Below are 20,631 nucleotides of genomic sequence, written 5' to 3' on the forward strand. Positions count from 1 at the left end.
AACCGGACCAGGCGCGATCCGGCTCGGCTCCTCGAGGACGAACCCCGACGAACCCCGAGGTCCGGTCATCGGCCCTCGGGATGCGCACGGACGCCCGGCGAGCCGCCTGAGGCCTGTGCCCGGGGTGTGCCGTCCCATCGCCATCCGGCCAGACGTGGGTGCCCCGGTAGTTCGGCGCGTCCGGTGGCCCACAAAAGGGTGGGCCAGGGATCCGTGGACGAGGGGGCCTCCGGGAACAGCCGGGCGAGCACCCGGGAGCACAGATCGGCGGGCGGGGTCCATGCGAGGCCGAGCCCTTGCGCAAGGTCGTGTGTGTGCACCAGGGTCTCCACGATGCCCATCGCGGCGAAGCCCTCCGGGTCCGAGATCCCGAAGGCGTGGTAGGCGCGGGTCTGCGGAGGCGTCGTGCGCACCATGGCGATCAGCAGTGCACCAGTCGCTTCCAGGACCTGCAACAGGCCGGCGGCCCCCGCCCTGCGGTCTGCGTGGATGGCGTTCGCCGGGCCGCCGGACCGTCGGCTCTCCCATACGAAGGGCACTTCGCCCGCCAGGGGCGGCGCCTTGGGGCCCAGCTGAGCGGCGTAGGCGAAGAGGTCGTCACTGAGGTGCTCGACCGTTTCCCAGCAGTCCCATTCCAGGGAACCGGCCTTCCCTTCCCAGGCGGCTGGGGGCGCCTCGCGTAGGACCGCCACAGCGAGTCGCACGGCGAGGTCGAGGTCGTCCGCGGTGACGGGGGGCTGCGGGAGAGCACTGTCGAAGGATGAGGACACGGCAGGACCGTACCGCGACCGGACGGAGCCACGCGCATGAATTGATCACCGGCGTCCAGCCCAGGACCGTTCGGCCCGGACAGCCGGTTCGGTGCGCCGGTTCGGTGCGCCGGTCGGTTCCGCCGGACTGTTCCGCCGGACGGTTCCGCCGGACGGGATCCCGTGCGCGACGGGAGAGCACATGTGTCGCGCTCCGGCCGGAGACCTAGAGGGGCAGTCCCGCTCCGGGGTGCGTGGGGCTGCGACGTCCATGCGTCGAACTTATCGAAGGCGGGCCCTAGTTCGCGCACAGAAGCGCGGAGGTCGAAAGGACCGCGAGCGCGTCCTGCTCACCGCGGAGGACGAGCCCACGACGGTGCTGAGGGCGGCGGCCGCGTTCGCGGGTGCGTCCGCCTTCGTCGATAGGGGTGGTGGAGACCGGCCCCCCCGAACGGTCAGGGCCTGTCGGCGCGTGACCGCGTCGGGAGCTCCCACCTGACCTCGCCCTCGTGCGAGTGGCCGGTGGGTGCCAGGCCGGCAGCCGTGGCGACGGCGGCGGACGCACGATGATCCGGATGGACATGGGCACGGATCACCCGCAGGCCTTGGTCCTGCAGCCACGCGACCAGTCCCCGTGCCGCCTCGGTGGCGATTCCACGCCCGTGCCACGGAGTGCCGATCACCCAGGCGACCTCGGCCGTACGCCCATGCTCCCCGGTGGTGATCGTCGCCTGCACCGTCCCGGCCAGGCACATGTCCGCACGGAGCCGGACGACCCAGTTCCACCACGTCTCCGAAGGGTCGGGTGAGCCGGCCACCAGGCGTTCGTACCTTGACCGCAGATCGCGCGCGGTGAGCGGGACACCACCGATGAACTCATGGAGAGCCGGATCGGAGAGCACTTCGGCCATCTCGTCCGCGTGCTCCACAGCGAGCGGCAGAAGGCTCAGCCTGTCGGTCTCGAAAGGCTCGATCTTCATGGCTCCCACGCTGTCTCCCTGTCCGGCTGCCTCGCTCCCAGCGCCCGTCTTACACTACGTCGCCGTCGAGACGAGAGTTCCGGTTCGCCGGCCCGCGGATTCGTTGCAGCCGGTCGCAGGCCGGGGCGTGCTCGCGCAAGAGTGTCCCGCCGGCGTCGGCCGGCGGGACGGGACCAGCCGCCGGTCAGGCGATCCTGGCAACATTCTCCGCCTGGGGGCCCTTGGGGCCCTGAGTGACGTCGTACTCGACGCGCTCGCCCTCGTTCAGCTCCTTGAAGCCGGTGCCGCTGATTGCAGAGAAGTGAACGAACACGTCCGGTCCGTTGTCGTCCTGCTGGATGAAACCGAAGCCCTTTTCGGGGTTGAACCACTTCACGATGCCAGTTGCCATTGCTGTGGATCCTTCTTGATCTCCCACGGCACCGAGTCGTGGTGCCGACCGCAGCCGTACAAGGCTCCGGCGATCTCAGTCTCCACCCCCTTCGGCCGCACCGCCCGCATTGGCGGCCCGTGCTCACCCTCAGTGGCCACCGACCGAGGGTTCGGGGAGCCGGGCGGCCACAGCCGTCGTGGCCGTCCCGCCAGGGCTGATGATGCTCGGAGCGCACCTGTCGCCGACTCGCGCGTCGGGCCGGACCGGGGAGACAGCGGGACTGGTCCGTCCGGATGAGGGCGGCGGCCCCGTTCCGGCCACCTCGAAGAGTTCACCCCGGTCGCGGGGCCGGAAACACCTCGTCGGCACGAGCCGTGCCGGCGGCGTCGGAGGGCGCGACGATGCGTGGGCGAGGCGCGCGACCCAGTCCGTCGGCTGTTCGGTGAGCGCGTCCAGCACACCGGACGAGCACGGGAAGCGCAGGCCGAGGGCGTCGGCCCTGGCAGCGGCGGCGCGAGCGACGACGCTGTGATACTCCCCCGCCAAGGCAGCCACGCCCAGACGGGACAGTTCGGCTACGGCCGCCGCGGCCCGCTGCGGGTCCGTCCGCTCGGCTTCACGTGCCGATCAAGGGCTTCGGCGAGGGCAAGGCCCGGGCCGAACAGCAGATCGCTGATGGCTCGGGTGGTGTCGGTCGATGTCATCGCTGTCTGCTCCTGAGCTGCGCGGTCCGGTAGGTGTCCGGACGGGCCGATGGAAAGGTGCCGCTCCGCCGCCGCAACGTCGTTCGATGCCGTCGCGAGGTGTCGGGTGGTCAGGAGCATCGCTCTGCGGGTAGGTTCGGGATCCGGCCGGAGATGACCGGCCGTAGAGGCGCGTGCCGGGGCCGCAGTACGCGGGGCTGACCACCCCGCCCATCCGGCCCGGGCACGCAGGACGGGGGAACTCATGACCAGGTACCGGAGCGTGTTCGCCGTGGCGAGACCGCCTGCCGCCGGCTCGGCACGCGTCTTCGGGCGGGCCACGGCCGGCGTCTCGACCGCCGCCAAGGACAGTTCTCGCTGCTGACGGCGGTAGGGACAAGGGCGAGGCCCACCTTCACCTCGCCACCTGCGACCGCCGTGCAGCTCGTGCCGCAGCGCACGTCTGCAACGGCCGCGTGGCTCCTGCCGCCGCGCAGCGTGCGATCGCGACGACCCGTCCGTGTCGACACGGCGAAGTCCGGCTGCCAGGCAGTGTCCGCGGCCGCTGGCCATCGCGAGCCGCATCCCAGTGCCCTGCCACACGCACAGGTGGCCGGGGCGCGGCTGTCGAGCCGGCGGCGCCGCACGGCCCTGGCAGCATTCCAAGAAGGCCATACCGACTGAGGAAGAAGTGCGTTTCACTCACATACGTAAGCTGTTGAGTTCAGCCGGCCTGCTCGTGCTGACGACCGCCACGCCGGCCATGGCTCACACACCCCACCCGGCATCGAGCGCGCAGCCATCGGTCCCGGCCGCCGCCACCATCCGTGCCACGCCCCCAGCGCCGTCCCCGGTTCCCTCGGCTCCTTCAGCTCGCTCGCGTCCCTCGACCCCTTCATCGCCTTCCGCCGAGGGTCCGGGCACAGCCGGCCCATGGACGAGCGAAGCGGCCGAGAGGTTCTGGACACCCCGGCGGATGGCCGCGGCCACGCCGGACTCCCCGCGCTCCGAGGCGCCCGCCGGCTGGCAGCCCTCATCCCTGTCAGGCCGGGCAGCCGCCAGGAACGGCTCCTACTTTTCCGGCGTTCCCACCGTGGGCACCTTCTTCCACTACGTCAGGGACCCCGCCACCGACAGACTGGTGGGACGCTTCTGCTCGGCGGGCGTCGTCGACAGTCCGCAGGGCAACGTCATCCTGACCGCGGCGCACTGCTCGGGCGGCACGAAGGGCATGTTCGTGCCGCGCTATGACGGCGCGTCGAGGAACCCCACCCCCTATGGGCGGTTCGCGGTGCAGAAGTGGATCCGCGACACCCGGTGGTACCGGGCGGGTGAGAGCCCCACGCGGGACGCCTACTCCGAGTTCGACTACGCGTTCGCCAGGGTCGGCGCCAACAGCCGCCGCCAGAGCCTGCAGAAGGCGGTCGGTGCCGCGCTCAAGCTCGGTCAGGTGGGCGGCGATTACCACCAGACCGTGACCGTCGTCGGCTATCCGGGCAGCCACAACCCGAAGAACCGGCCGATCATCTGCCCGGACGTCACGACCCGGCAGCTTCCCGGTTACCGGCAGATGCGCATGGAGTGCGGCGGCTTCTACGGCGGCACCTCCGGAAGCCCCTGGATCACCGGCCTCAACCGCAGGACCGGCAGCGGAACCGTGATCGGCAACCTCGGCGGCTACTTCGGCGGCGGCCTGGAGAACAACAGCGACCGCATCTCCTTCGCCGTCACGTACGACAAGCGGGCCCGCGAGATCTACGACGCAGCGAAGACCGACCACGCCCCGCGCCAGTATCGCCGCGGCTACAGCATGTACCCCACCGGCGGCGATCTGTGGACCCACGCGAAGAAGATGGCCTCCGGTGACTACAACGGCGACGGCAGGACCGACATGATCGTGGTCTGGTCCGACGGCGAGGTCACCCTCTACGCCGGGAACGGACACGGTGGGTTCTCCGGCGAGAAGAGGATCACCAAAGCCGCGATCTGGAAGGACGCCGTGGCCGTCACCGGCGGCGACTTCACCGGCAGCGACTCCTCCGACCTCATCGTGGTGTGGAAGGACGGTGAAGTCACCCTCTACACCGGCAGCGGGCACGGCGACTTCTCCAAGGAGACTCAGCTGGAGAAACCCGACGGCACCTGGAAGGACGCCGTTCAGATCACCGCCGGGCGCTACAGCTCCAACCGGTGGACCGACGATGTCATGGTCCGCTGGGTCGACGGGGAAGTCTCGCTCTACACCGACGTGGACGGCCGAGGATTCCTCCACGAACACAAGCTCAAGGACCCCAGCACGACCTGGACGCACGCCACCATCCTCACCGCCGGCGACTTCACCGGCGGCGCCAACTGGGACGTCGTGGTGCGCTGGTCGGACGGCGAACTCTCCCTCTACCGCGACGCCGGCGCCTCCGGTGTCGGAACGGAGACCCGGCTGAAGGCGTCGAACAAGCTGTGGACCCACGCTTCCGTCATGACAGCGGGCTCGTACACCCCGGGCCGGCCCAACGACCTCCTCGTGCGCTGGTCGGACGGCGAGACCACCCTCTACACCGACACCGGCACCGCCCTCGGCCGTGAGCACATGCTCGTCGCGCCCAAGGCCCGCTAACCCCTCCCTGGAAGGCTAGGCACCCGCGATGTACCTGCGCACGGCAGCGGCTACTCTCACCGTGACGATCATCGGCCTGACGAGTCCCCAGGCAGCCTCGGCGGCGGACGGTCCCGGCCTGAGCGTCAGCGTCCGCGAGAACGACGGCGACAGCTCCGCGGAGGGTCCCCTTCGACAGGGCGCACCCATCGTGGTGACCTCCGACGTCGACCTGACCTCGCTGGCCGCGGACGGCAACGGCAGATTCACCGTGAGGTCCCCCGCGTTCGCGAAGGCGGTCACCGTCGAGATGCAGAAGAACAGCTTCGGTCAGGGCGATGGCGCCATCCGCTGTGACGCCAAGCCCGGAAGCTACCCGGTCGACGTGACCGGGCAGCACGCGACGTCTGAACTGATCGGTAGCCGTGGCCATTTGACCATCACCGTCGAAGGCGACGACCACCGTTACTGCAAGCAGGCCGCCGGCTCTTCCGGACATATCGGCACCATGACAGTCGTCGGCGGCGGTGTGGCAGTCCTCGTCGCAGCCGGGTACGCGGCCGCGCGACGCCGGAAGACCAGGGGCGTCTGAGCGGCAGCGGACCGGTCTGCCCGGCATCCCGAGCCGTGAGGCCCGGGATGCCACCGCGACGCCAGTGGATGCCACTAGACGCCACTAGACGCCACTAGACGCCACTAGACGCCACTAGACGCCACTAGACGCCACTAGACGCCAGTGGACGCTTCGTATGCCCGCCAGGTTCCGCGAGAGGCCCCCTTCATAGACGCCGACTCCTGGACCGGCGCACGTTTCGCGGACAAACCCTTCGCGTTCCGGGAGACGCCGGACGGCACTCCCGTCGGATGGCACACGCTTGGCACCATAGAGCGCCATCCGGCACCACTTAGCGCCAGCTGGCGCCACCCAGCGCCAGCTGGCGCCACCCGACGCCCATGGTGCGTACACGGCTCCCATGCACAGCCTCCCAAGTCCCCACGGCGCCACAGCGGGCCGGGGCGCCGTCTGGGCATGTACGCAGGCAGAAAGCTCTTCCCCCGAGGCCCCCGTCAATCATTGCGCGGTTCGGGCTTGCACATGGCACCACAGTGGTGCCATATTGGCGTCATGGATCTCACCCCGTATGTCGACAACCTCCGCCGCGAACTCGCGGTGGCTGCCGAAGCCGGCGGCGAAGAAGCCCGCGAGCTCGCCGAGAGGCTCACCGCTCCCCTGGAGTCGGCGACCCGGCTGACCATGCTCAACGTCCTCTCCGCCGCGATGGACGAGATCACCCGCGAACTCGCCCCCGGCTCCGTCGACGTACGGCTGCGCGGGCTCGACCCCGACTTCGTGGTGACACCGCCGCCCACCGACGGGGGTGGCCACGCGGAGCCGGCCGCCCCCGCCGAACCGTTCAGGACACAGGCCCCGGCCGACGTCGACGAGGGTGGCACCGCGCGCGTCAACCTGCGCCTGCCCGCCCACCTCAAGGCCCGCGCCGAGGAGGCCGCGAACCGCGAGGGCCTGTCGGTCAACGCGTGGCTGGTGCGCGCCGTGTCCGCCGCGGTCGACGGCGGCACCCGGCCCCGTACGACGGAGAAGACCCGGACCGTCGGCCAGAGCTTCACAGGCTGGGTGCGCTGACCGCGCCCCAGCTCCCGCACCCCACCCGCACCACCTCACCCCACCACCTCACCCACTCCACGTCCCACCAGCGGGGACGCTCCGAAGACCCAAGAGGACGGAACAGTCATGCCTGCTTTCGACACTCCGCAAGCGATCTCGGCCACAGCGCACGTGGATGCCGGTTCCATCCAGTTCACCGCGAGCGACCGCCGAGACACCGTCGTCGAGGTGCAGCCCCGCGACCCGAAGCGGGACCAGGATGTGCGGGCCGCGGACCAGACGGAGATCACGTACGCGAACGGCGTACTGACCCTTCGGACTCCCAAGCCCAACCTGTTCGGCCGCACCGGCACCGTCGACGTGACGGTCGAACTGCCGACGGGCTCGCGCATCGACATGACCGGCGCCTGGACCCAGGTGCTCGGCGAGGGCCGGCTCGGCGAGGTCCGCGTGAAGACCTCCTCGGGCGACGTCCGCCTCGACACCACCGGCCCGCTGAAGCTGACCGCGTCGCACGGCTCGATCACCGTGGACCGGGTCGAGGGCATGGCCGAGATCACCACCAGCTCCGGCAGTCTGCGCGTCGGTTTCATCGACGGCCCCGCCGTCCTGAAGAACTCGCACGGCACCACGACCGTCGGCGCGGCCACCGGCGAGCTGCGGGTGAACGGCGCCAACGGCGACATCGAGATCCGGCGTGCCGAGGACTCGGTCACCGCGACCACCGCCCACGGCACCCTGCGGGTGGGCGAAGTGGTCCGCGGTACCGCCCAGCTGGAGACGTCGTACGGCGCCATCGAGGTCGGCGTACGCGAGGGCACGGCCGCGTGGCTCGACGTCAGCTCGAACGCCGGCCAGGTACGCAACGCGCTCACCGAGTCGGAGACCCCGGAGCCGGCCGAGGAGACCGTCAAGGTCCGCGCCCGCACCCGGTACGGCAACATCGACGTCCGTCGCGCCAAGGCCTGAGCGCCGCGTCTTCCGCCGGCCGGCCCCCTCCCCCACCCACATCCGCCTTCGTACGGAGGGCTCCATGCCTCTTTCTGTCATGCCCACGCAAAGTCGGGACGATCACTCGTCGCCGGTCGCCGTATCCGCCCTCGGTCTGCGCAAGTCCTACGGCGACAAGACCGTCCTCGACGGCGTCGACCTGCGCATCCCGGCCGGGTCCGTGTTCGCGCTGCTCGGCCCGAACGGCGCCGGCAAGACCACCGCCGTCAAGATCCTCTCCACCCTCGTCACCGCCGACGGCGGACAGGCGCAGGTCGCGGGCCACGACCTCGCCACCCACCCCCAGGCCGTGCGGGCCGCGATCGGCGTCACCGGCCAGTTCTCCGCCGTCGACGGCCTGATCACCGGCGAGGAGAACATGCTCCTCATGGCAGACCTGCACCACCTGCCCAGACACGAAGGACGCCGCACCGCCGCCGAACTGCTGCAACGGTTCGACCTCACCGACGTCGCGAGGAAACCCGCCTCCACCTACTCCGGCGGCATGAAGCGCCGCCTCGACATCGCCATGACCCTGGTCGGCAACCCACGGATCATCTTCCTGGACGAACCCACCACCGGCCTCGACCCCCGCTCCCGCCACACCATGTGGCAGATCATCCGCGAACTCGTCACCGACGGCGTCACCGTCCTCCTCACCACCCAGTACCTGGACGAGGCCGACGAACTCGCCGACCACATCGCCGTACTCCACAACGGCAGGATCGCCGCCCAGGGCACCGCCGAACAACTGAAACGACTCGTCCCCGGCGGCCACGTCCGGCTCCGCTTCACCGACCCGGCCACCTACCACCGCGCCACCACCGCACTGACCGCCGCCACCCGCCACGACCAATTGCTCGCCCTGCAGATTCCCAGCGACGGCAGCCAACGCGAACTACGCGCCATCCTCGACCGGCTCGACGCAGCCGGCGTCGAAGCCGACGAACTGACCGTCCACACCCCCGACCTCGACGACGTCTTCTTCGCCCTGACCGGCGGCGGCGCCGGCATCGTCCCCAACCAGCCCAAGGAGGCTGACCGGTGAGTTCCCTCTCCCACACCGTGCGCGACTCGGCCACGATGCTGCGCCGCAACCTGCTGCATGCGCGACGCTATCCGTCCCTGACGCTGAATCTGCTGCTCACGCCGGTCATGTTGTTGCTGCTCTTCGTCTACATCTTCGGCGACGTGATGAGCGAGGGCATCGGCGGCGGGGCCGACCGGTCGGAATACCTCGCGTACGTCGTCCCGGGCATTTTGATGCTGACCATCGGCGGCACCACGATCGGCAGCGCGATCTCCGTCTCCAACGACATGACCGAGGGCATCATCGCCCGCTTCCGCACGATGGCGATCCACCGCGGTTCGGTCCTCATCGGGCACGTCGTCGGCAGCGTGCTGCAGTGCGTGCTCAGCGTGGTGCTCGTCGGGGCCGTCGCCGTGGCCATCGGCTTCCGGTCCATCGATGCGACCGTCCTCGAGTGGGTCCTGGCGGTCGGGCTGCTGGCGCTCGTCTCCCTCGCGCTCACCTGGATCGCCGTCGGGATGGGCCTGTCCAGCCCGAACGCCGAGGCCGCCAGCAACAACGCCATGCCCCTGATGATCCTGCCGCTCCTGTCCAGCGCCTTCGTCCCCATCGACGCGATGCCGGGCTGGTTCCAGCCCGTCGCCGAGTACCAGCCGTTCACGCCCGCCATCGAAACCCTGCGCGGACTCCTGCTCGGCACCGGGATCGGCAACAACGGGTGGCTCACGGTGGCCTGGTGCGTGGGTCTGGCCGTGCTCGGCTACGCCTGGTCCAAGTCCCTCTTCGACCGCGACCCGAAGTAGGGGCCGGCAGCGGAGGGGGGCCGGAAAGGGCCCTGACTTCGGCGGCCGGGCACGGTCCGGGGAGCGGTGTGAACCACCGAACGTGCAGGAGGGACCACCCGGCCGGAGGGGCGAGGCCGACCGGGTGGTCCCTCCTCCGGTCTGCGGCGTGGCCGTGTTCAGAAACGTCGGCCGAAGAAGTCCCGGCTGACGTCCAACCGGGCCGCTTCGGACGGCGCCCTGGACACGGACGGCGGAGAGCACGCCGTCGGCGATCTCGATGGTCCCGAAGATGGATATGGCCGACGCTTCACACCGGGTCTTTCGCGACCTGGATGATCGTTCTGCCGGGGACAGAGCGTCGACGGTGGGTGAAGGCGGCCGGCGCTTCGGACAGTGGCTGCACGTCCCCGACGAGGAGCTTGAGCCGGCCGTCGCGCACATGCTGGACGAGGTCCGCGAGGCGGGCGCGGTCGGGTTCGACGACGAAGAAGACGGCCCGCCCGCTTTCCGGCTGGACGGCAGGCGGCGCGGCAACGGTGACGAGGGTTCCTCCGCCACGTACCAGGGCGGTCGAGCGGTCGAGGATGTCACCGCCGAGTACATCGAACACCAGGTCGACCTCGCCGACGTCTTCGAGCCGGTCGGTCTCCAGGTCCACGAAGGCGTCCGCGCCCAGACCGAGTGCCGTGTCCCTGTGCGTGGCCCGTCCGGTGCCGACCACACGGGCTCCTGCCTCGCGCGCGAGCTGCACGGCGATCGATCCGACACTGCCGGCGGCACCGTGGATGAGCACGGTCTGGCCCGTCATCAGGTGGCCGTGGTCGAACAGGCCCTGCCATGCGGTCAGTCCGGAGATCGGCAGCGCGGCGGCCACCGTGTGGTCTACGTCCGCCGGGAGCGGGGCGAGATTGCGGGCCTCCACCGCCGTGTACTCGGCCAGTGATCCATCACGGGCCCAGTCGGTGAGACCGAACACCCGTTGCCCGACGGTGAGGCCGGTGGTGCCGTACCCCAGTTCGGCCACGACGCCCGACAGTTCGTGCCCGGGCACACTCGGCGTCCGGTCACGCCCGGCTCGGTCGGCCCACGTCGCCGGCCAGTCGAGCTCCCCCGGCGTGAAGCCCGCGGCATACACCTGGACGACGACGTCGTTCTCAGCGGCGTGAGGGTAGGGCACGTCCGTCACGGACATTCCCCCCACACCGGCGTCAGGGCTTCGTACGGTGATGGCTTGCATGGTGGGTCCTTCCTGTTAAATGCCCTGTTTCGCGAGCTCAGCAGGAAAATCCGGTCCGCTCCGTGATTCATGATCACACTATCGCCACGTCCTCTTCCGTGCCGTCCTGATCAGCTGGGCCAGGGAGCGCTCATGATGCGCTCGACCGTGGTCGTGCGGCGGAAACCGGGTACGAAGTGCTCCAGCACATCCGAGTTCACGGTTCCGTTGGTGGTCTCCGGGCGGTGCTCGAGTCCGTCGACGAAGGCCTGCAGGAACTCGTTCTTGAAGTCGCCCCGCGGATGAACGGCGGTGATCTCATCCACCTGATCGCGATCCAGCTCGTCCAGACCGAAGCCGAGCACGTCGGTCAGAACACCGAAATTCGTGATGGCGATTTCCGGGCCCATCCGCCCGGGAATTCCGGGGGTCGTGTGCAGCGCGATCGCCGTCCACACCACGTCCGCGACCGGGGCCGAGAACCCGCGGTCGAGCATGAACTTGCGTGCATGATCGGCCCCATCGACCTCAAAGCGCTGCTCCACGTCGGAGAACGGCGTCGAGAGGCCGGTGTCATGAAACATGGCGGAGAGATAGAGAAGCTCCGGATCAGGATCCAGGCCCATCCTGCGAGCATGCATGACGCCGAAAACGAAAACGCGCCGGGAGTGATGGTAGATGAGAGGGCTGGTCATCTTCTGCATAAGACGGGTTGCTTCTACAACCGCCTCCGTTTCGGGAATTTCCACTCCCGCGATGTTCTCGCTCATGACCTCTGCGCCTTCCGGTATCAGTGTGCTACGAATGGACGGTGCGTCCGTCTTCCACACTGCCCACGAACCGGCGTCCGGCGCCGCCTCAGTCCGGCCACGAGTCACCCGAATCCGGACGTGCGGACGGCGGGGAGGCGCACTCCGGCACCCATCGGGTCGCGATCCTCGTCTACGACGGGGTCAAACTGCTGGACGTCGCGGGTCCCGCGGAGGTGTTCGCCGAGGCGAATCGGCTCGGCGCCTCATACAAGATCGTGCTGGTGTCACCTACCGGCGCCGATGTCACCTCGTCCATCGGGATCCGCATCGCGGTCGACGCCGCCGCCGCAACGGAACGTGCTCCCGGCACGCTCCTTGTGGCCGGCGCGGACCGCTACCCACGCACTCCTGTTCCCCGCGATCTGGCCGAGACCGCTCGAACGCTGGCGGTGCGGGGCGGCCGGGTCGCGTCCATCTGCACCGGGGCATTCGTCCTCGCCGCCGCCGGCCTCCTGGACGGCAAGCGTGCGACCACTCACTGGAAGGTCGCGCACGAGCTCGCCGTCCGCTGCCGGGCCAGCCGAGTCGAGCCCGACGCGATCTACGTCCGTGACGGCACCACCTACACCTCAGCGGGCGTGACCGCCGGCATCGACCTGGCACTGGCACTCGTAGAGGAGGATCACGGCCCCGATCTGACCCGAGACGTCGCCCGTGCCCTGGTGGTCTACTTGCAGCGTTCGGGCGGCCAGTCGCAGTTCTCGGCACCGCTGCAGGGTCCGGCGCCCCGGTCTCCGGCCCTCCGAAAAATCACCGACCTGGTGACAGCGGATCCCGCGGGAAAGCACTCCCTCAGCGAACTCGCCGCGCATCTCAACGTGAGCCCTCGACATCTCACGCGGCTCTTTCGCGACGAGCTGTCCACCACCCCGGCCCGATACGTGGAGACGATCCGGTTCGACCTGGCAAAAGCGCTGCTCGACCAGGGCCATACCGCAACGCGCGCGGCGTCCCTTGCCGGATTCCCGAGCTACGAGAGTATGCGGAGGGTTTTCGCGAGGAAATTGTCGATCAGTCCCGCCGCGTATCAGCGGCGCTTCGGCACGGCACGGAGAGCCGACGGATAACGGGGAAAGAGGTCGGCGTCGACGGCGAGCGGCCAAAGGACCGCCACGAACCCTGACAGCGGCCGTGGGTCACCGACAGGAGGGATGATAAAGGCTCACCGATGTCGGCAAGGTGGTCGGTGGTCGGTGCCTTCCGGGTGCGCCACGGCTGCTGGTTCCCGGGCGCTGACGCGATCGCGCTGATTCACGGCGCATCTAGGAACGATTCTGTCCTAGATGACCACTAACGTCGTCACGTCACGAAGACCACTGGAGGGGGAAACCGATGAGTCAGACTGCGCCCGAGGGCTACACCAGTGTTGCGCCGTGGGTGGTCACCGACGACACCGGCGCGCTGCTCGACTTCATCACCGGCGCGTTCGACGGCGAAGAGATCGCCCGGGTGCCGGTCGAGGACGGCACCATCGGTCACGGCGAGATCCGTGTCGGCGACACGGTCGTGCTGGCCTTCGACCGACGGCCCGACTGGCCGGTGATGCCCTCCCTGTTGCGGGTCTATGTCCCGGACGCGGACGCCGCCATGGCCGCTGCCGTTGCGCACGGGGCACAAGTGATCACCGAGGCTGCCGACAGCGCGTGGGGGGATCGCGGCGGCAGGGTGCGGGATCCGTTCGGCAACATCTGGTGGGTGATGAGCCGGGTCGAACACATCGCACCGGACCTGGCCTGGCAGCGCATGTCCGAGCCGAAGTACGCCGAGGCGATGCGCACGGCCCAGGAGACCCTGGACGCCTCGCTCAGCGGCCGGGCGGCAGGGGTGGCCAGCACCCCGCGGCGCCCAACCCCCTGAGATCAGCTTCCGACCGGACTACCCACGACATCGCATCCACCTGACACTCGGTCAACTACCCGGCACGCGTCGGGATCCGATCGCTTTGCACCGGCTCAACGGCCTCGCGGAACCCCTAGACGACAGCCTCTTGAGCGGTACCCACGGGTGCCGGCTGTTCCGGGGCACTGGTCGGTGCGGCGGCCCGCAGTGCCGCCTGGACCCGGCGGTTGCCGGTCATGGTCGACGTGACGGCGGTCATGGTGAGCAGGAGGCCGGCAGCGGTGTACAGCGGGGTGCGCACGTCGTAGGTGGTGGCCAGCCAGCCGCCGAGGAAGGCGCCGAACGGGGCGGCGCACATGGCGAGCATGCGGGAGGTGGAGGCGACCCGGCCCATCAGGTGGGCGGGGACGATCGACTGTCGGAGGGAGGGGCCGAGCACCATCGTGGCGCCCACGCCCGCTCCGCAGACGGCGAGCGAGAGACCGGCGACATACGGGTTCGGGGCGGCGGCGAGGCCCAGGATGGCGAGTCCCTCCACTGCGGCCGTGCAGGTCAGTGCGGTGCCGGTGCCGAGGCGTCGGCCGAGGAATGAGGCGATGCCCGCGCCGAGCAGGCCGCCGGTGGCCTCCGCCGTGAGGAGCAGGCCGTAGCCGTGGGTGTCGATGCCGAGGCGGTCGTGCGCGAAGAGGGCGAGGACGGTCTCCACGGCGAGGAAGGCGATGTTCCCGACCGCCGGGCGGAGCGCGAGCCCGAGCAGCAACCGGTTCCGGAAGACGTACGAGGCGCCGGCCCGTGCTTGCCGAAGCAGCGTCTCGCGGCCCTCCGGAACGGGCCGGGGTATGGCGGGCAGCGACCGTACGAGCAGCGCGGAGAGCATGAACGACACCGCGTCGGCGAGCAGCGGAACCGCCCGCCCGAGCGCGAGCAGCGCACTGCCCGCAGGCGGCCCCGCGAAGCCGGACATGGCGGTCTGGGCGCCGCGCAAGCGGGAGTTGGCTCGCTCCAGGAGTGCGGGCTCGCGGCCGAGCAGATCCGGTAGATAGGCCGTGGCGGCCGTGTCGAAGAAGAGTCCGCCGAGACCGAGCAGGAAGGCGACGGCCGCGAGCAGCGGAATGCTCAGCACGTCGAGCGCGGCCGCTGCCGCCGGTATGGCGAGCAGCACCGCACGCGCCGCGTCCATGACCCACATCGTGCGCCGACGGTCCCAGCGGTCCACCAGCGCACCTCCGAGCACCCCGAAGAGCAGCCACGGCAGCGTCCCGGCGGCCGTGACGACGGCGAGCGCCATCGGATCCCGTGTCAACGTCAACGCGATCAGCGGCAGCGCGGCATGCGACACCCCGTCACCGAGCGAGGACACCGTCTGCGCAGTCCACAGCCGCCCGAACCCGGTCGGCAACTTCTGTACACCTGAGGTCACTTGGTGCCTCCTTCGGCCTGCTCGCGCGGCGCCGGGTGGAACAGTGCGAAGACGAGTGACGCGTCCGGCAGCGACGGATCGGACAGTTCCCGGTACTCCTCCGCCAGCGCCTCCAGCCGCGCCCCCAGCTGCGCGAACTGCTCCTCGGTGAGCCGTAGATGCGCCATGCGTACGTGCCGCTGGGCATCCACCGGCGACGCTTCCAGGTCCGCCACCGCATGCCGCATCAGCACATCGGGCTGCCCGACTACGGGGTCCGGCAGCTCGATCGACCGTGCAGCCATCGCGTAGTACCGCTCGGTGACACCGCGCACCTTCCGCGTCCGTACCACCTTCACCAGGCCGGCTCGCTCCAGCAGCCGCACGTGGTAGCTGGAACTCCCCTTCGCAAGGCCCACCCGCTCGGCGATCTGCGTGATCGTCGCCGGCTCGAAGCGGAGGACGGCCATGATCCGGTGGCGCGTGAGATTGGAGACGGCGCGCAGCTGGTCGTCCGTGGTGACGTGAAACGTCTCGGGAAGATCATCGGTGGGCATGCGAGCAATGGTCAACGATTCTTGACCATTAGGCAAGGGGTTTAGCTCGGTCACCCGAAGCCGCCTGTCCAGTACGTGGCGCCGGCTTGGGGTTCACCCGGGGCGTTCGGGTGGGGCCGGATCACGGAGGTGGATCGCACCTGGGTGATGGCACATGCCAGTGCGCCCGTCGGCGACGAGCCGACGGGCGTTGTTCGACATGCGTTCTTCGATGAGCGGGGCACACGACCGAGCAAGCGTGGTGCACGCTCCGGTCCCCGGCGGGCTTCCCTCGTCAGGGGGTCGGCGCGGCCGGAGCCCGGGCCTGCCGACCAGGTCGGCGGCGTGGAGCGGGTGCGTCGGGCCAGGGGTGGCTCAGTACGCGGAGTCGACGTTGTCGATGGAGCCGTAGCGGTGTGCGGCGTAGTTGGCGGCCGCGGTGATGTTGGCGACCGGGTCGGTGGCGCTGTGGGCGGTCCCGTCGACGTGGTAGGCGTTGAAGGTGGGGTCGATCACCTGCAGCAGGCCCTTGGAGGGGATGCCCTTCTGCGCGTTGACGTCCCAGTTGTTCTGGGCGTTGGGGTTGCCGCTGGACTCGCGCATGATGTTGCGGTGCAGGCCCTCGTAGGAGCCCGGGATGCCCTTGCTCTTCATGATGGCCAGCGACTTCTTGATCCAGCCGTCGAGGTTGTCGGCGCTGCCGGTGGTACCGGCGCCGCTGTGGCCGTCCTTCGAGGGAGCGGTGACGCTGTGGGCGCTGTGCGGCGCCTCGGCGGCGTGTGCGGAGGCCGGCATCAGGGTGAGGGCAGCGGCCGCGGCGCCGGTCGTGGCGATGCCGGTCAGAGCGAGGGAGCGGAGACGGGCAAGGCGGCGGGTGGCGGTGATCGCGGTCATAAGGAAGGGACTCTCCTGTGGGACGTCTTGTGAGGCGCCGGCCGGTGCAACCGGTCGCGGCCTGCAGGGCGTCGGGCGGGCCCTGTCGTGCCGCACACCGCGGCGGGCTCCTGGGGCGTTTCCTGCCCCGGCGGCCCTGCGGCTTGCGGCACGACCAACATGGTTAACGTCCCGTCGAGACCACGGCAAGAGTGTGACGTACTACCCAGATTAGGAGAACTTGCCCAAAACGGTCATTTAGTGAGGTAGAGGCCTGTTCGGCGTGGTGTTCCTCTACGATCCCGCTTAGGACGTGACATGGCCCCTATGGGCTGCGTCACCCGTTTTCCGAGGGAACGGCTCCCGAACCCCGCCCCCGAGAGGTATGCGAGGGAGCCGGTCCCGAGCGGGGACCGGTCCGAGCGGGAGCCGGTCCCGGAGGGAGCGGGCGGGTGATGACCGGCAGGTCAGACCGCGTTCGCGAGTTTCTGGCGCACGACGATCGCGTTGAGCCGAACCGCGAAGGGTGCGGTGTCCCTCGGACTCAGGGCCCGAACGCGGGAGGTGCCGAGGTCGACGGTGACGTCGGCGCAGAAGGCGATGGCGTACAGGTACGGGCCGGCTTCCTCGTCCTGGAGGGCGAAGAGCAGGTCGCGGTAGTAGCTCGTGCGCTCCGGCCCCTCCTCGTAATAGGCGAGCCCCGGTTCGCCCTCCGTCGCCTCGAGATTGGTGAAAGCGGCCACGAGTTCGCGTTCGACGGTGTCCCAGAACGAAGCCTGACCCGTCTCGGGCGGGAGCGCCTGGCGGACCGCCTCCTTGAGGGAGAGCGCCATCACGACGATCGGCGCCTGCTCCCGCAGCGTCCAGCCGCGGACCATCCTGACGATGTCACTGTCGGGGAGCCTGGCGGCGGCGTCGCGTATGTGACCGAAGTCGTAGTCGACGGTGGCGGGCGCGATCGCCTCCTGGAAGGCGCACCCCAAGGCGTCCGCCTGGGCGCGATGAGCATCGGCCACCACGGTGACGGTCCTGAAGCTGGCTGCCACATCACCCTCCTTAAACATTTTGTTGAACTGGTGAGGCGTCAGTATGCCCTAGACCCGTGACATGAGCACCGGGCTTGTGTGCGCAAAGGGCGTCTGCGGATGACCGCAGACACGATCACACTCTGTCCGGCCGGCACGCGTACCGGATGACATCGGCAGGCCCGGCCTCTCTCCGGCAGGCCGAGGCCCGTACTCACGCGGGACACGGGTCAGGCGGTCGTGAGCACGATCTTGCCCTGGACGTGCCCTCGGGCGGCACGTTCGTGCGCTGCTCGGGCATCGGCGAGCGCGAACGTGCTGTCGATCGCGACGCGGACCGTGCCCGCGTCGAGCAGGCGCCCCAGTTGGGCGAGCTGCGCGCCGTTCGAGCGGACCTGGGCGCTCGAGACCGTGACGCCGAGCTTCGCGGTCTCCTCTTCGTCGAAGTGGCCCGGGAGCACGGGGAACTGGGCGCCGCCGCGCTTGAGCACGCGCAGGAGGCGACTGCTGTCGGGGCCACCGACGGTGTCGAGAACGAGGTCGACGTCGTGCACGAGTCCCTCGGGACGACTCTTGGTGTAGTCGATGAACCGATCGGCGCCGAGTTCGCTGAGGAAGGTCTCATGCGCGCCCGACGCCACCGCGATCACACTCGCCCCCCTCCACTTCGCCAGTTGTAGCGCGAGGTGCCCCACGCCGCCGGCGGCGCCGTTGACGAGCACCGTCGTTTCGGCGTCGAGTGCCGTCGGGCGATGCCGCGCCTCCTGGAAGGGCGAGGGGTGATCGTGTCCCACCTCGATCAGGAACTGCCACGCCGTCAGCCCGGCCATGGGCGCCCCGGCGGCGTGCACGTGGTCGATGCCGGCCGGCTTGCGGGCGAGGTCCGACGCCGGCGCGGCCACGTACTCGGCGTATGCCCCGCCGCCGAAGCCGGGAAAGCGCAGAAGACCGAAGACTTCTTCACCTACGGCGAGGACGTCCACGTCCGCGGCCACGGCCTCGACGACACCCGACACGTCCGTCCCCGGAATCACCGGCAGGCTGACCGTCGATTCCGTCTCCCCGGGCATCCTGGTCAGCCCGTCGCGCAGATACCGGTCCGGAGGATTGACGCCGGCCGCGTGCACGCGCACGAGCACCTCGCCCGGCCCCGGCTCGGGGATCGGCACCTCGTCGTACCGCAGAACCTCGGGGCCGCCGTGCTCATGGAGCCGGACCGCCCTCATCGTCTTCGTCGGCATCGCCTTCTCCTGTCCGCGCCGAGCGGGATACGCTTATCCGGATCAGCGATCCACATAAGCGGATCACTGATCCGAATATATGGACCACTGATCCGGATAGTCAAGAGGGACCCATGCGGGCCGACGCCAGGAAGAACCGCGACCACCTGCTAGCAGTAGCGGGCACCGCCATCACCGAGCAGGGGGTCGACGTCTCACTGCGCGACATCGCGCGCAAGGCCGATGTCGGGCTCGCGACACTGCTGCGGCACTTCCCGACGCGCGAGGCGCTGCTCGACGCCCTGCTCCGAACGAGCTTCGCCGAACTGACGGCGAAGGCGGGCGAGCTGGAGTCGTCGAGCGCGCCCGACGACGCTCTCGTCTCATGGCTGCGCGACTGCGTCGCGTGGACAACCGAGTACCGGGGCGTGACCGTGCTCATGGCAGCCGCCATCGAGGACACCGAATCCGCACTCCACGCCTCGTGCGTCACCCTGCGCGCGGCCGGTGCGCGGCTCCTGGCCCGCGCCCAGGCCGCGGGCACGGCGCGAAGCGACATGGATGGCGCCGATCTGTTCGCGCTGGTGGCCATGTTGGCCTGGCTCGGTGATCAACCCTCGCTCGCGCCACACGCCGATCGTCTCTTCGAGGTTGTCGCGAGCGCGGTTCTGACGAGCGCTGAGAGCAGCCACGCCGAGGAAGAACGCCATCCTCGGACCCGTGACTGACATGGCCACACGCTGACCGGTGAACTGCGCGCGCGCTCGGCGGGGAGGGATTCGTCGCCGTGCTCGCCGCCGACCGAGGATCACGGCGACGAGTCGCGCCGGTCGCCGGGTGCACCCCGTGACGGCAACGGGCACAGGCCGCCACCGAGGTGCCGGTGGCACCGGCGCCGGCCGCCCGCGTCATCCACCACCGGGCCGGCCGGCTCGGGCGCCCGCGCCGTGCGACGCCGAGTGGGCCGCCCCTTCCGGCGGTCCCACCGCCATCGAGCGACTTCCATCGAGCGACTTCACGTCGCACCGTACGGCGAGGACCACTCCCCCACCTACCGGCGCGGAACGGGATCAGGCGCGGCAACGCAGCATCGTCAGCGGAGGGTTGGCGGCGTAGACGTCCCAGAAGTCCTCGCCGTACTCGCGCACGCCTGCGGCGGAGACCTCCAGCGGAACCCAGGTGACCTCGTAGAATCCGGCCGCCCGCAGGCACTTCTCGAAGACCTCCCGGCTGGGCGGGTTCGCGACGAACGAGATCGGCGGGTCGACGAGCGCGGTGATCCGCACGCGCGGCCCGATCTCGGTCTGGTCCAGTGATTCACACAGGAAGCCGTACTTGGCCAGGGACGGCCCGTCGAGACGCAAGTCCGGGTTCTGAGTGAAGACGAAGAACTCACCCCCGTCGGCGATGCTGCGGTGAATGTGGCGGCACATCCGCTCGATGGTGTCGACGTCCTCGGCGTAGTTGAACAGCTGGACCGCGACCGCGATGTCGAAGCGCTGCTCGAAGGTGCGCAGCTCGGCGACGTCCCCGACCTCGTAGTGCACGCCCAGCGGGTCGCCGCCCTCCCGGGCCCGGGCCGCGTCGACCATTGCGGAGGAGATGTCGACGCCCAGCACGTGGGATGCGCCGCCACGCTTGAACTCACGGCTGTAGAAGCCGGTTCCGCAGGCGAGGTCGAGAACCGACTTGCCGCTCACGTCGCCGACGAGGGCAAGGAAGCCGGGCACCTCCGCGAAGCGCGCGAGAGGCAGGGCCTTGATGCCCTCGAACGCCTCGCCGATCTCGTCGTACAGCTGACCACTCATCCTGCTGTTCCCCCTCTGTCCACGGCTCGGCCTTCGGGACGGGCCACAGCCTTGGCGGGAAGTCTCCCCCGCGCCGGCCGGGAGACCGTACTG

The 20,631-nt window shown here is 69.7% G+C and carries 21 protein-coding genes and 1 pseudogene; 9 read left to right on the forward strand and 13 right to left on the reverse strand.

Translation table 11 applies throughout. The features are described from left to right. Window positions 1-65 precede the first annotated feature (65 nt). From ACGFT2_RS06630 to ACGFT2_RS06650, 5 genes and pseudogenes are all read right to left on the reverse strand, one after another. Window positions 66-770, reverse strand: a complete 705-nt coding sequence (locus ACGFT2_RS06630) for a hypothetical protein (RefSeq protein ID WP_393274171.1) — start codon at window positions 768-770, stop codon at window positions 66-68. A gap of 434 nt (window positions 771-1,204) precedes the next feature. After that, window positions 1,205-1,729: a GNAT family N-acetyltransferase gene (locus tag ACGFT2_RS06635; protein ID WP_393274173.1), complete on the reverse strand. Its 525-nt coding sequence runs from the start codon at window positions 1,727-1,729 to the stop codon at window positions 1,205-1,207. Window positions 1,730-1,913: 184 nt separating this feature from the next. Next, window positions 1,914-2,120 carry a cold-shock protein gene (locus ACGFT2_RS06640; RefSeq protein ID WP_393274175.1) on the reverse strand — a complete coding sequence of 69 codons (207 nt, stop codon included), beginning with the start codon at window positions 2,118-2,120 and terminating at the stop codon, window positions 1,914-1,916. A gap of 378 nt (window positions 2,121-2,498) precedes the next feature. After that, window positions 2,499-2,705: pseudogene (locus ACGFT2_RS06645) on the reverse strand (amino acid ABC transporter substrate-binding protein); the annotation flags it as partial. Continuing rightward, window positions 2,678-2,926 carry a hypothetical protein gene (locus tag ACGFT2_RS06650; RefSeq protein ID WP_393274177.1) on the reverse strand — a complete coding sequence of 83 codons (249 nt, stop codon included), beginning with the start codon at window positions 2,924-2,926 and terminating at the stop codon, window positions 2,678-2,680. The gene ACGFT2_RS06650 and the pseudogene ACGFT2_RS06645, both read right to left, overlap by 28 nt. An 835-nt stretch (window positions 2,927-3,761) precedes the next feature. On the opposite strand from ACGFT2_RS06650, the gene ACGFT2_RS06655 reads away from it, so the two are divergent. The 6 genes from ACGFT2_RS06655 (at window position 3,762) to ACGFT2_RS06680 (ending at window position 9,828) form a co-directional block, all read left to right on the forward strand. Next, window positions 3,762-5,399: an FG-GAP-like repeat-containing protein gene (locus ACGFT2_RS06655; RefSeq protein WP_393274180.1), complete on the forward strand. Its 1,638-nt coding sequence runs from the start codon at window positions 3,762-3,764 to the stop codon at window positions 5,397-5,399. 190 nt (window positions 5,400-5,589) lie between these two features. Further along, entirely contained in the window at window positions 5,590-5,970 is a 381-nt protein-coding gene (locus ACGFT2_RS06660; RefSeq protein ID WP_393274182.1) for a hypothetical protein, read from the forward strand. Between the two features lie 534 nt (window positions 5,971-6,504). Next, complete coding sequence (locus tag ACGFT2_RS06665; RefSeq protein WP_393274184.1) at window positions 6,505-7,023, forward strand: toxin-antitoxin system HicB family antitoxin; 519 nt, start codon at window positions 6,505-6,507, stop codon at window positions 7,021-7,023. Between the two features lie 108 nt (window positions 7,024-7,131). Then, window positions 7,132-7,974, forward strand: a complete 843-nt coding sequence (locus tag ACGFT2_RS06670) for a DUF4097 domain-containing protein (protein ID WP_393274186.1) — start codon at window positions 7,132-7,134, stop codon at window positions 7,972-7,974. A 64-nt stretch (window positions 7,975-8,038) separates the two neighbouring features. Continuing rightward, complete coding sequence (locus ACGFT2_RS06675; RefSeq protein ID WP_393274189.1) at window positions 8,039-9,043, forward strand: ATP-binding cassette domain-containing protein; 1,005 nt, start codon at window positions 8,039-8,041, stop codon at window positions 9,041-9,043. After that, window positions 9,040-9,828: an ABC transporter permease gene (locus ACGFT2_RS06680; RefSeq protein ID WP_393274192.1), complete on the forward strand. Its 789-nt coding sequence runs from the start codon at window positions 9,040-9,042 to the stop codon at window positions 9,826-9,828. The genes ACGFT2_RS06675 and ACGFT2_RS06680 overlap by 4 nt, the downstream gene beginning before the upstream one ends. Window positions 9,829-10,117: 289 nt before the next feature. Here ACGFT2_RS06680 and ACGFT2_RS06685 read toward each other — a convergent pair whose 3' ends face one another. Then, a complete protein-coding gene (locus ACGFT2_RS06685) occupies window positions 10,118-11,047 on the reverse strand; it encodes an NADP-dependent oxidoreductase (protein ID WP_393274195.1) in 930 nt (309 codons plus the stop codon). Between the two features lie 110 nt (window positions 11,048-11,157). After that, window positions 11,158-11,796 carry an HD domain-containing protein gene (locus ACGFT2_RS06690; protein WP_393274197.1) on the reverse strand — a complete coding sequence of 213 codons (639 nt, stop codon included), beginning with the start codon at window positions 11,794-11,796 and terminating at the stop codon, window positions 11,158-11,160. 164 nt (window positions 11,797-11,960) lie between these two features. On the opposite strand from ACGFT2_RS06690, the gene ACGFT2_RS06695 reads away from it, so the two are divergent. Together ACGFT2_RS06695 and ACGFT2_RS06700 are read left to right on the forward strand one after the other, a co-directional pair. Continuing rightward, window positions 11,961-12,905: a GlxA family transcriptional regulator gene (locus ACGFT2_RS06695; RefSeq protein WP_393274927.1), complete on the forward strand. Its 945-nt coding sequence runs from the start codon at window positions 11,961-11,963 to the stop codon at window positions 12,903-12,905. A gap of 265 nt (window positions 12,906-13,170) precedes the next feature. Then, on the forward strand, window positions 13,171-13,695 hold the full coding sequence (locus ACGFT2_RS06700; protein WP_393274199.1) for a VOC family protein: 525 nt from the start codon (window positions 13,171-13,173) through the stop codon (window positions 13,693-13,695). Window positions 13,696-13,810: 115 nt separating this feature from the next. Here ACGFT2_RS06700 and ACGFT2_RS06705 read toward each other — a convergent pair whose 3' ends face one another. From ACGFT2_RS06705 to ACGFT2_RS06725, 5 genes are all read right to left on the reverse strand, one after another. Then, on the reverse strand, window positions 13,811-15,097 hold the full coding sequence (locus tag ACGFT2_RS06705; protein ID WP_393274202.1) for an MFS transporter: 1,287 nt from the start codon (window positions 15,095-15,097) through the stop codon (window positions 13,811-13,813). Continuing rightward, window positions 15,094-15,633, reverse strand: a complete 540-nt coding sequence (locus tag ACGFT2_RS06710) for an ArsR/SmtB family transcription factor (RefSeq protein ID WP_393274205.1) — start codon at window positions 15,631-15,633, stop codon at window positions 15,094-15,096. The genes ACGFT2_RS06705 and ACGFT2_RS06710 overlap by 4 nt, the downstream gene beginning before the upstream one ends. Before the next feature lie 354 nt (window positions 15,634-15,987). Continuing rightward, window positions 15,988-16,506, reverse strand: a complete 519-nt coding sequence (locus ACGFT2_RS06715; protein WP_393274208.1) for a transglycosylase SLT domain-containing protein — start codon at window positions 16,504-16,506, stop codon at window positions 15,988-15,990. 446 nt (window positions 16,507-16,952) lie between these two features. Then, complete coding sequence (locus ACGFT2_RS06720) at window positions 16,953-17,531, reverse strand: Type-2Aa cytolytic delta-endotoxin (RefSeq protein WP_393274210.1); 579 nt, start codon at window positions 17,529-17,531, stop codon at window positions 16,953-16,955. A gap of 209 nt (window positions 17,532-17,740) precedes the next feature. Beyond that, window positions 17,741-18,751 (reverse strand): NADP-dependent oxidoreductase, encoded by a 1,011-nt coding sequence (locus tag ACGFT2_RS06725; RefSeq protein ID WP_393274212.1) that lies wholly within the window; start codon window positions 18,749-18,751, stop codon window positions 17,741-17,743. A gap of 113 nt (window positions 18,752-18,864) precedes the next feature. Between ACGFT2_RS06725 and ACGFT2_RS06730 the strand changes: the two genes are divergently transcribed. Further along, window positions 18,865-19,458, forward strand: a complete 594-nt coding sequence (locus ACGFT2_RS06730) for a TetR/AcrR family transcriptional regulator (protein WP_393274215.1) — start codon at window positions 18,865-18,867, stop codon at window positions 19,456-19,458. Window positions 19,459-19,800: 342 nt separating this feature from the next. Here ACGFT2_RS06730 and ACGFT2_RS06735 read toward each other — a convergent pair whose 3' ends face one another. Next, the gene (locus tag ACGFT2_RS06735; RefSeq protein WP_393274218.1) at window positions 19,801-20,538 is read right to left on the reverse strand and encodes a class I SAM-dependent methyltransferase; all 738 of its coding nucleotides are present in this window, start codon (window positions 20,536-20,538) and stop codon (window positions 19,801-19,803) included. Window positions 20,539-20,631: the final 93 nt, after the last annotated feature.

Origin of the sequence: Streptomyces sp. NPDC048514, assembly GCF_043199955.1 — a bacterium.
Classification (GTDB): Bacteria; Actinomycetota; Actinomycetes; order Streptomycetales; family Streptomycetaceae; genus Streptomyces.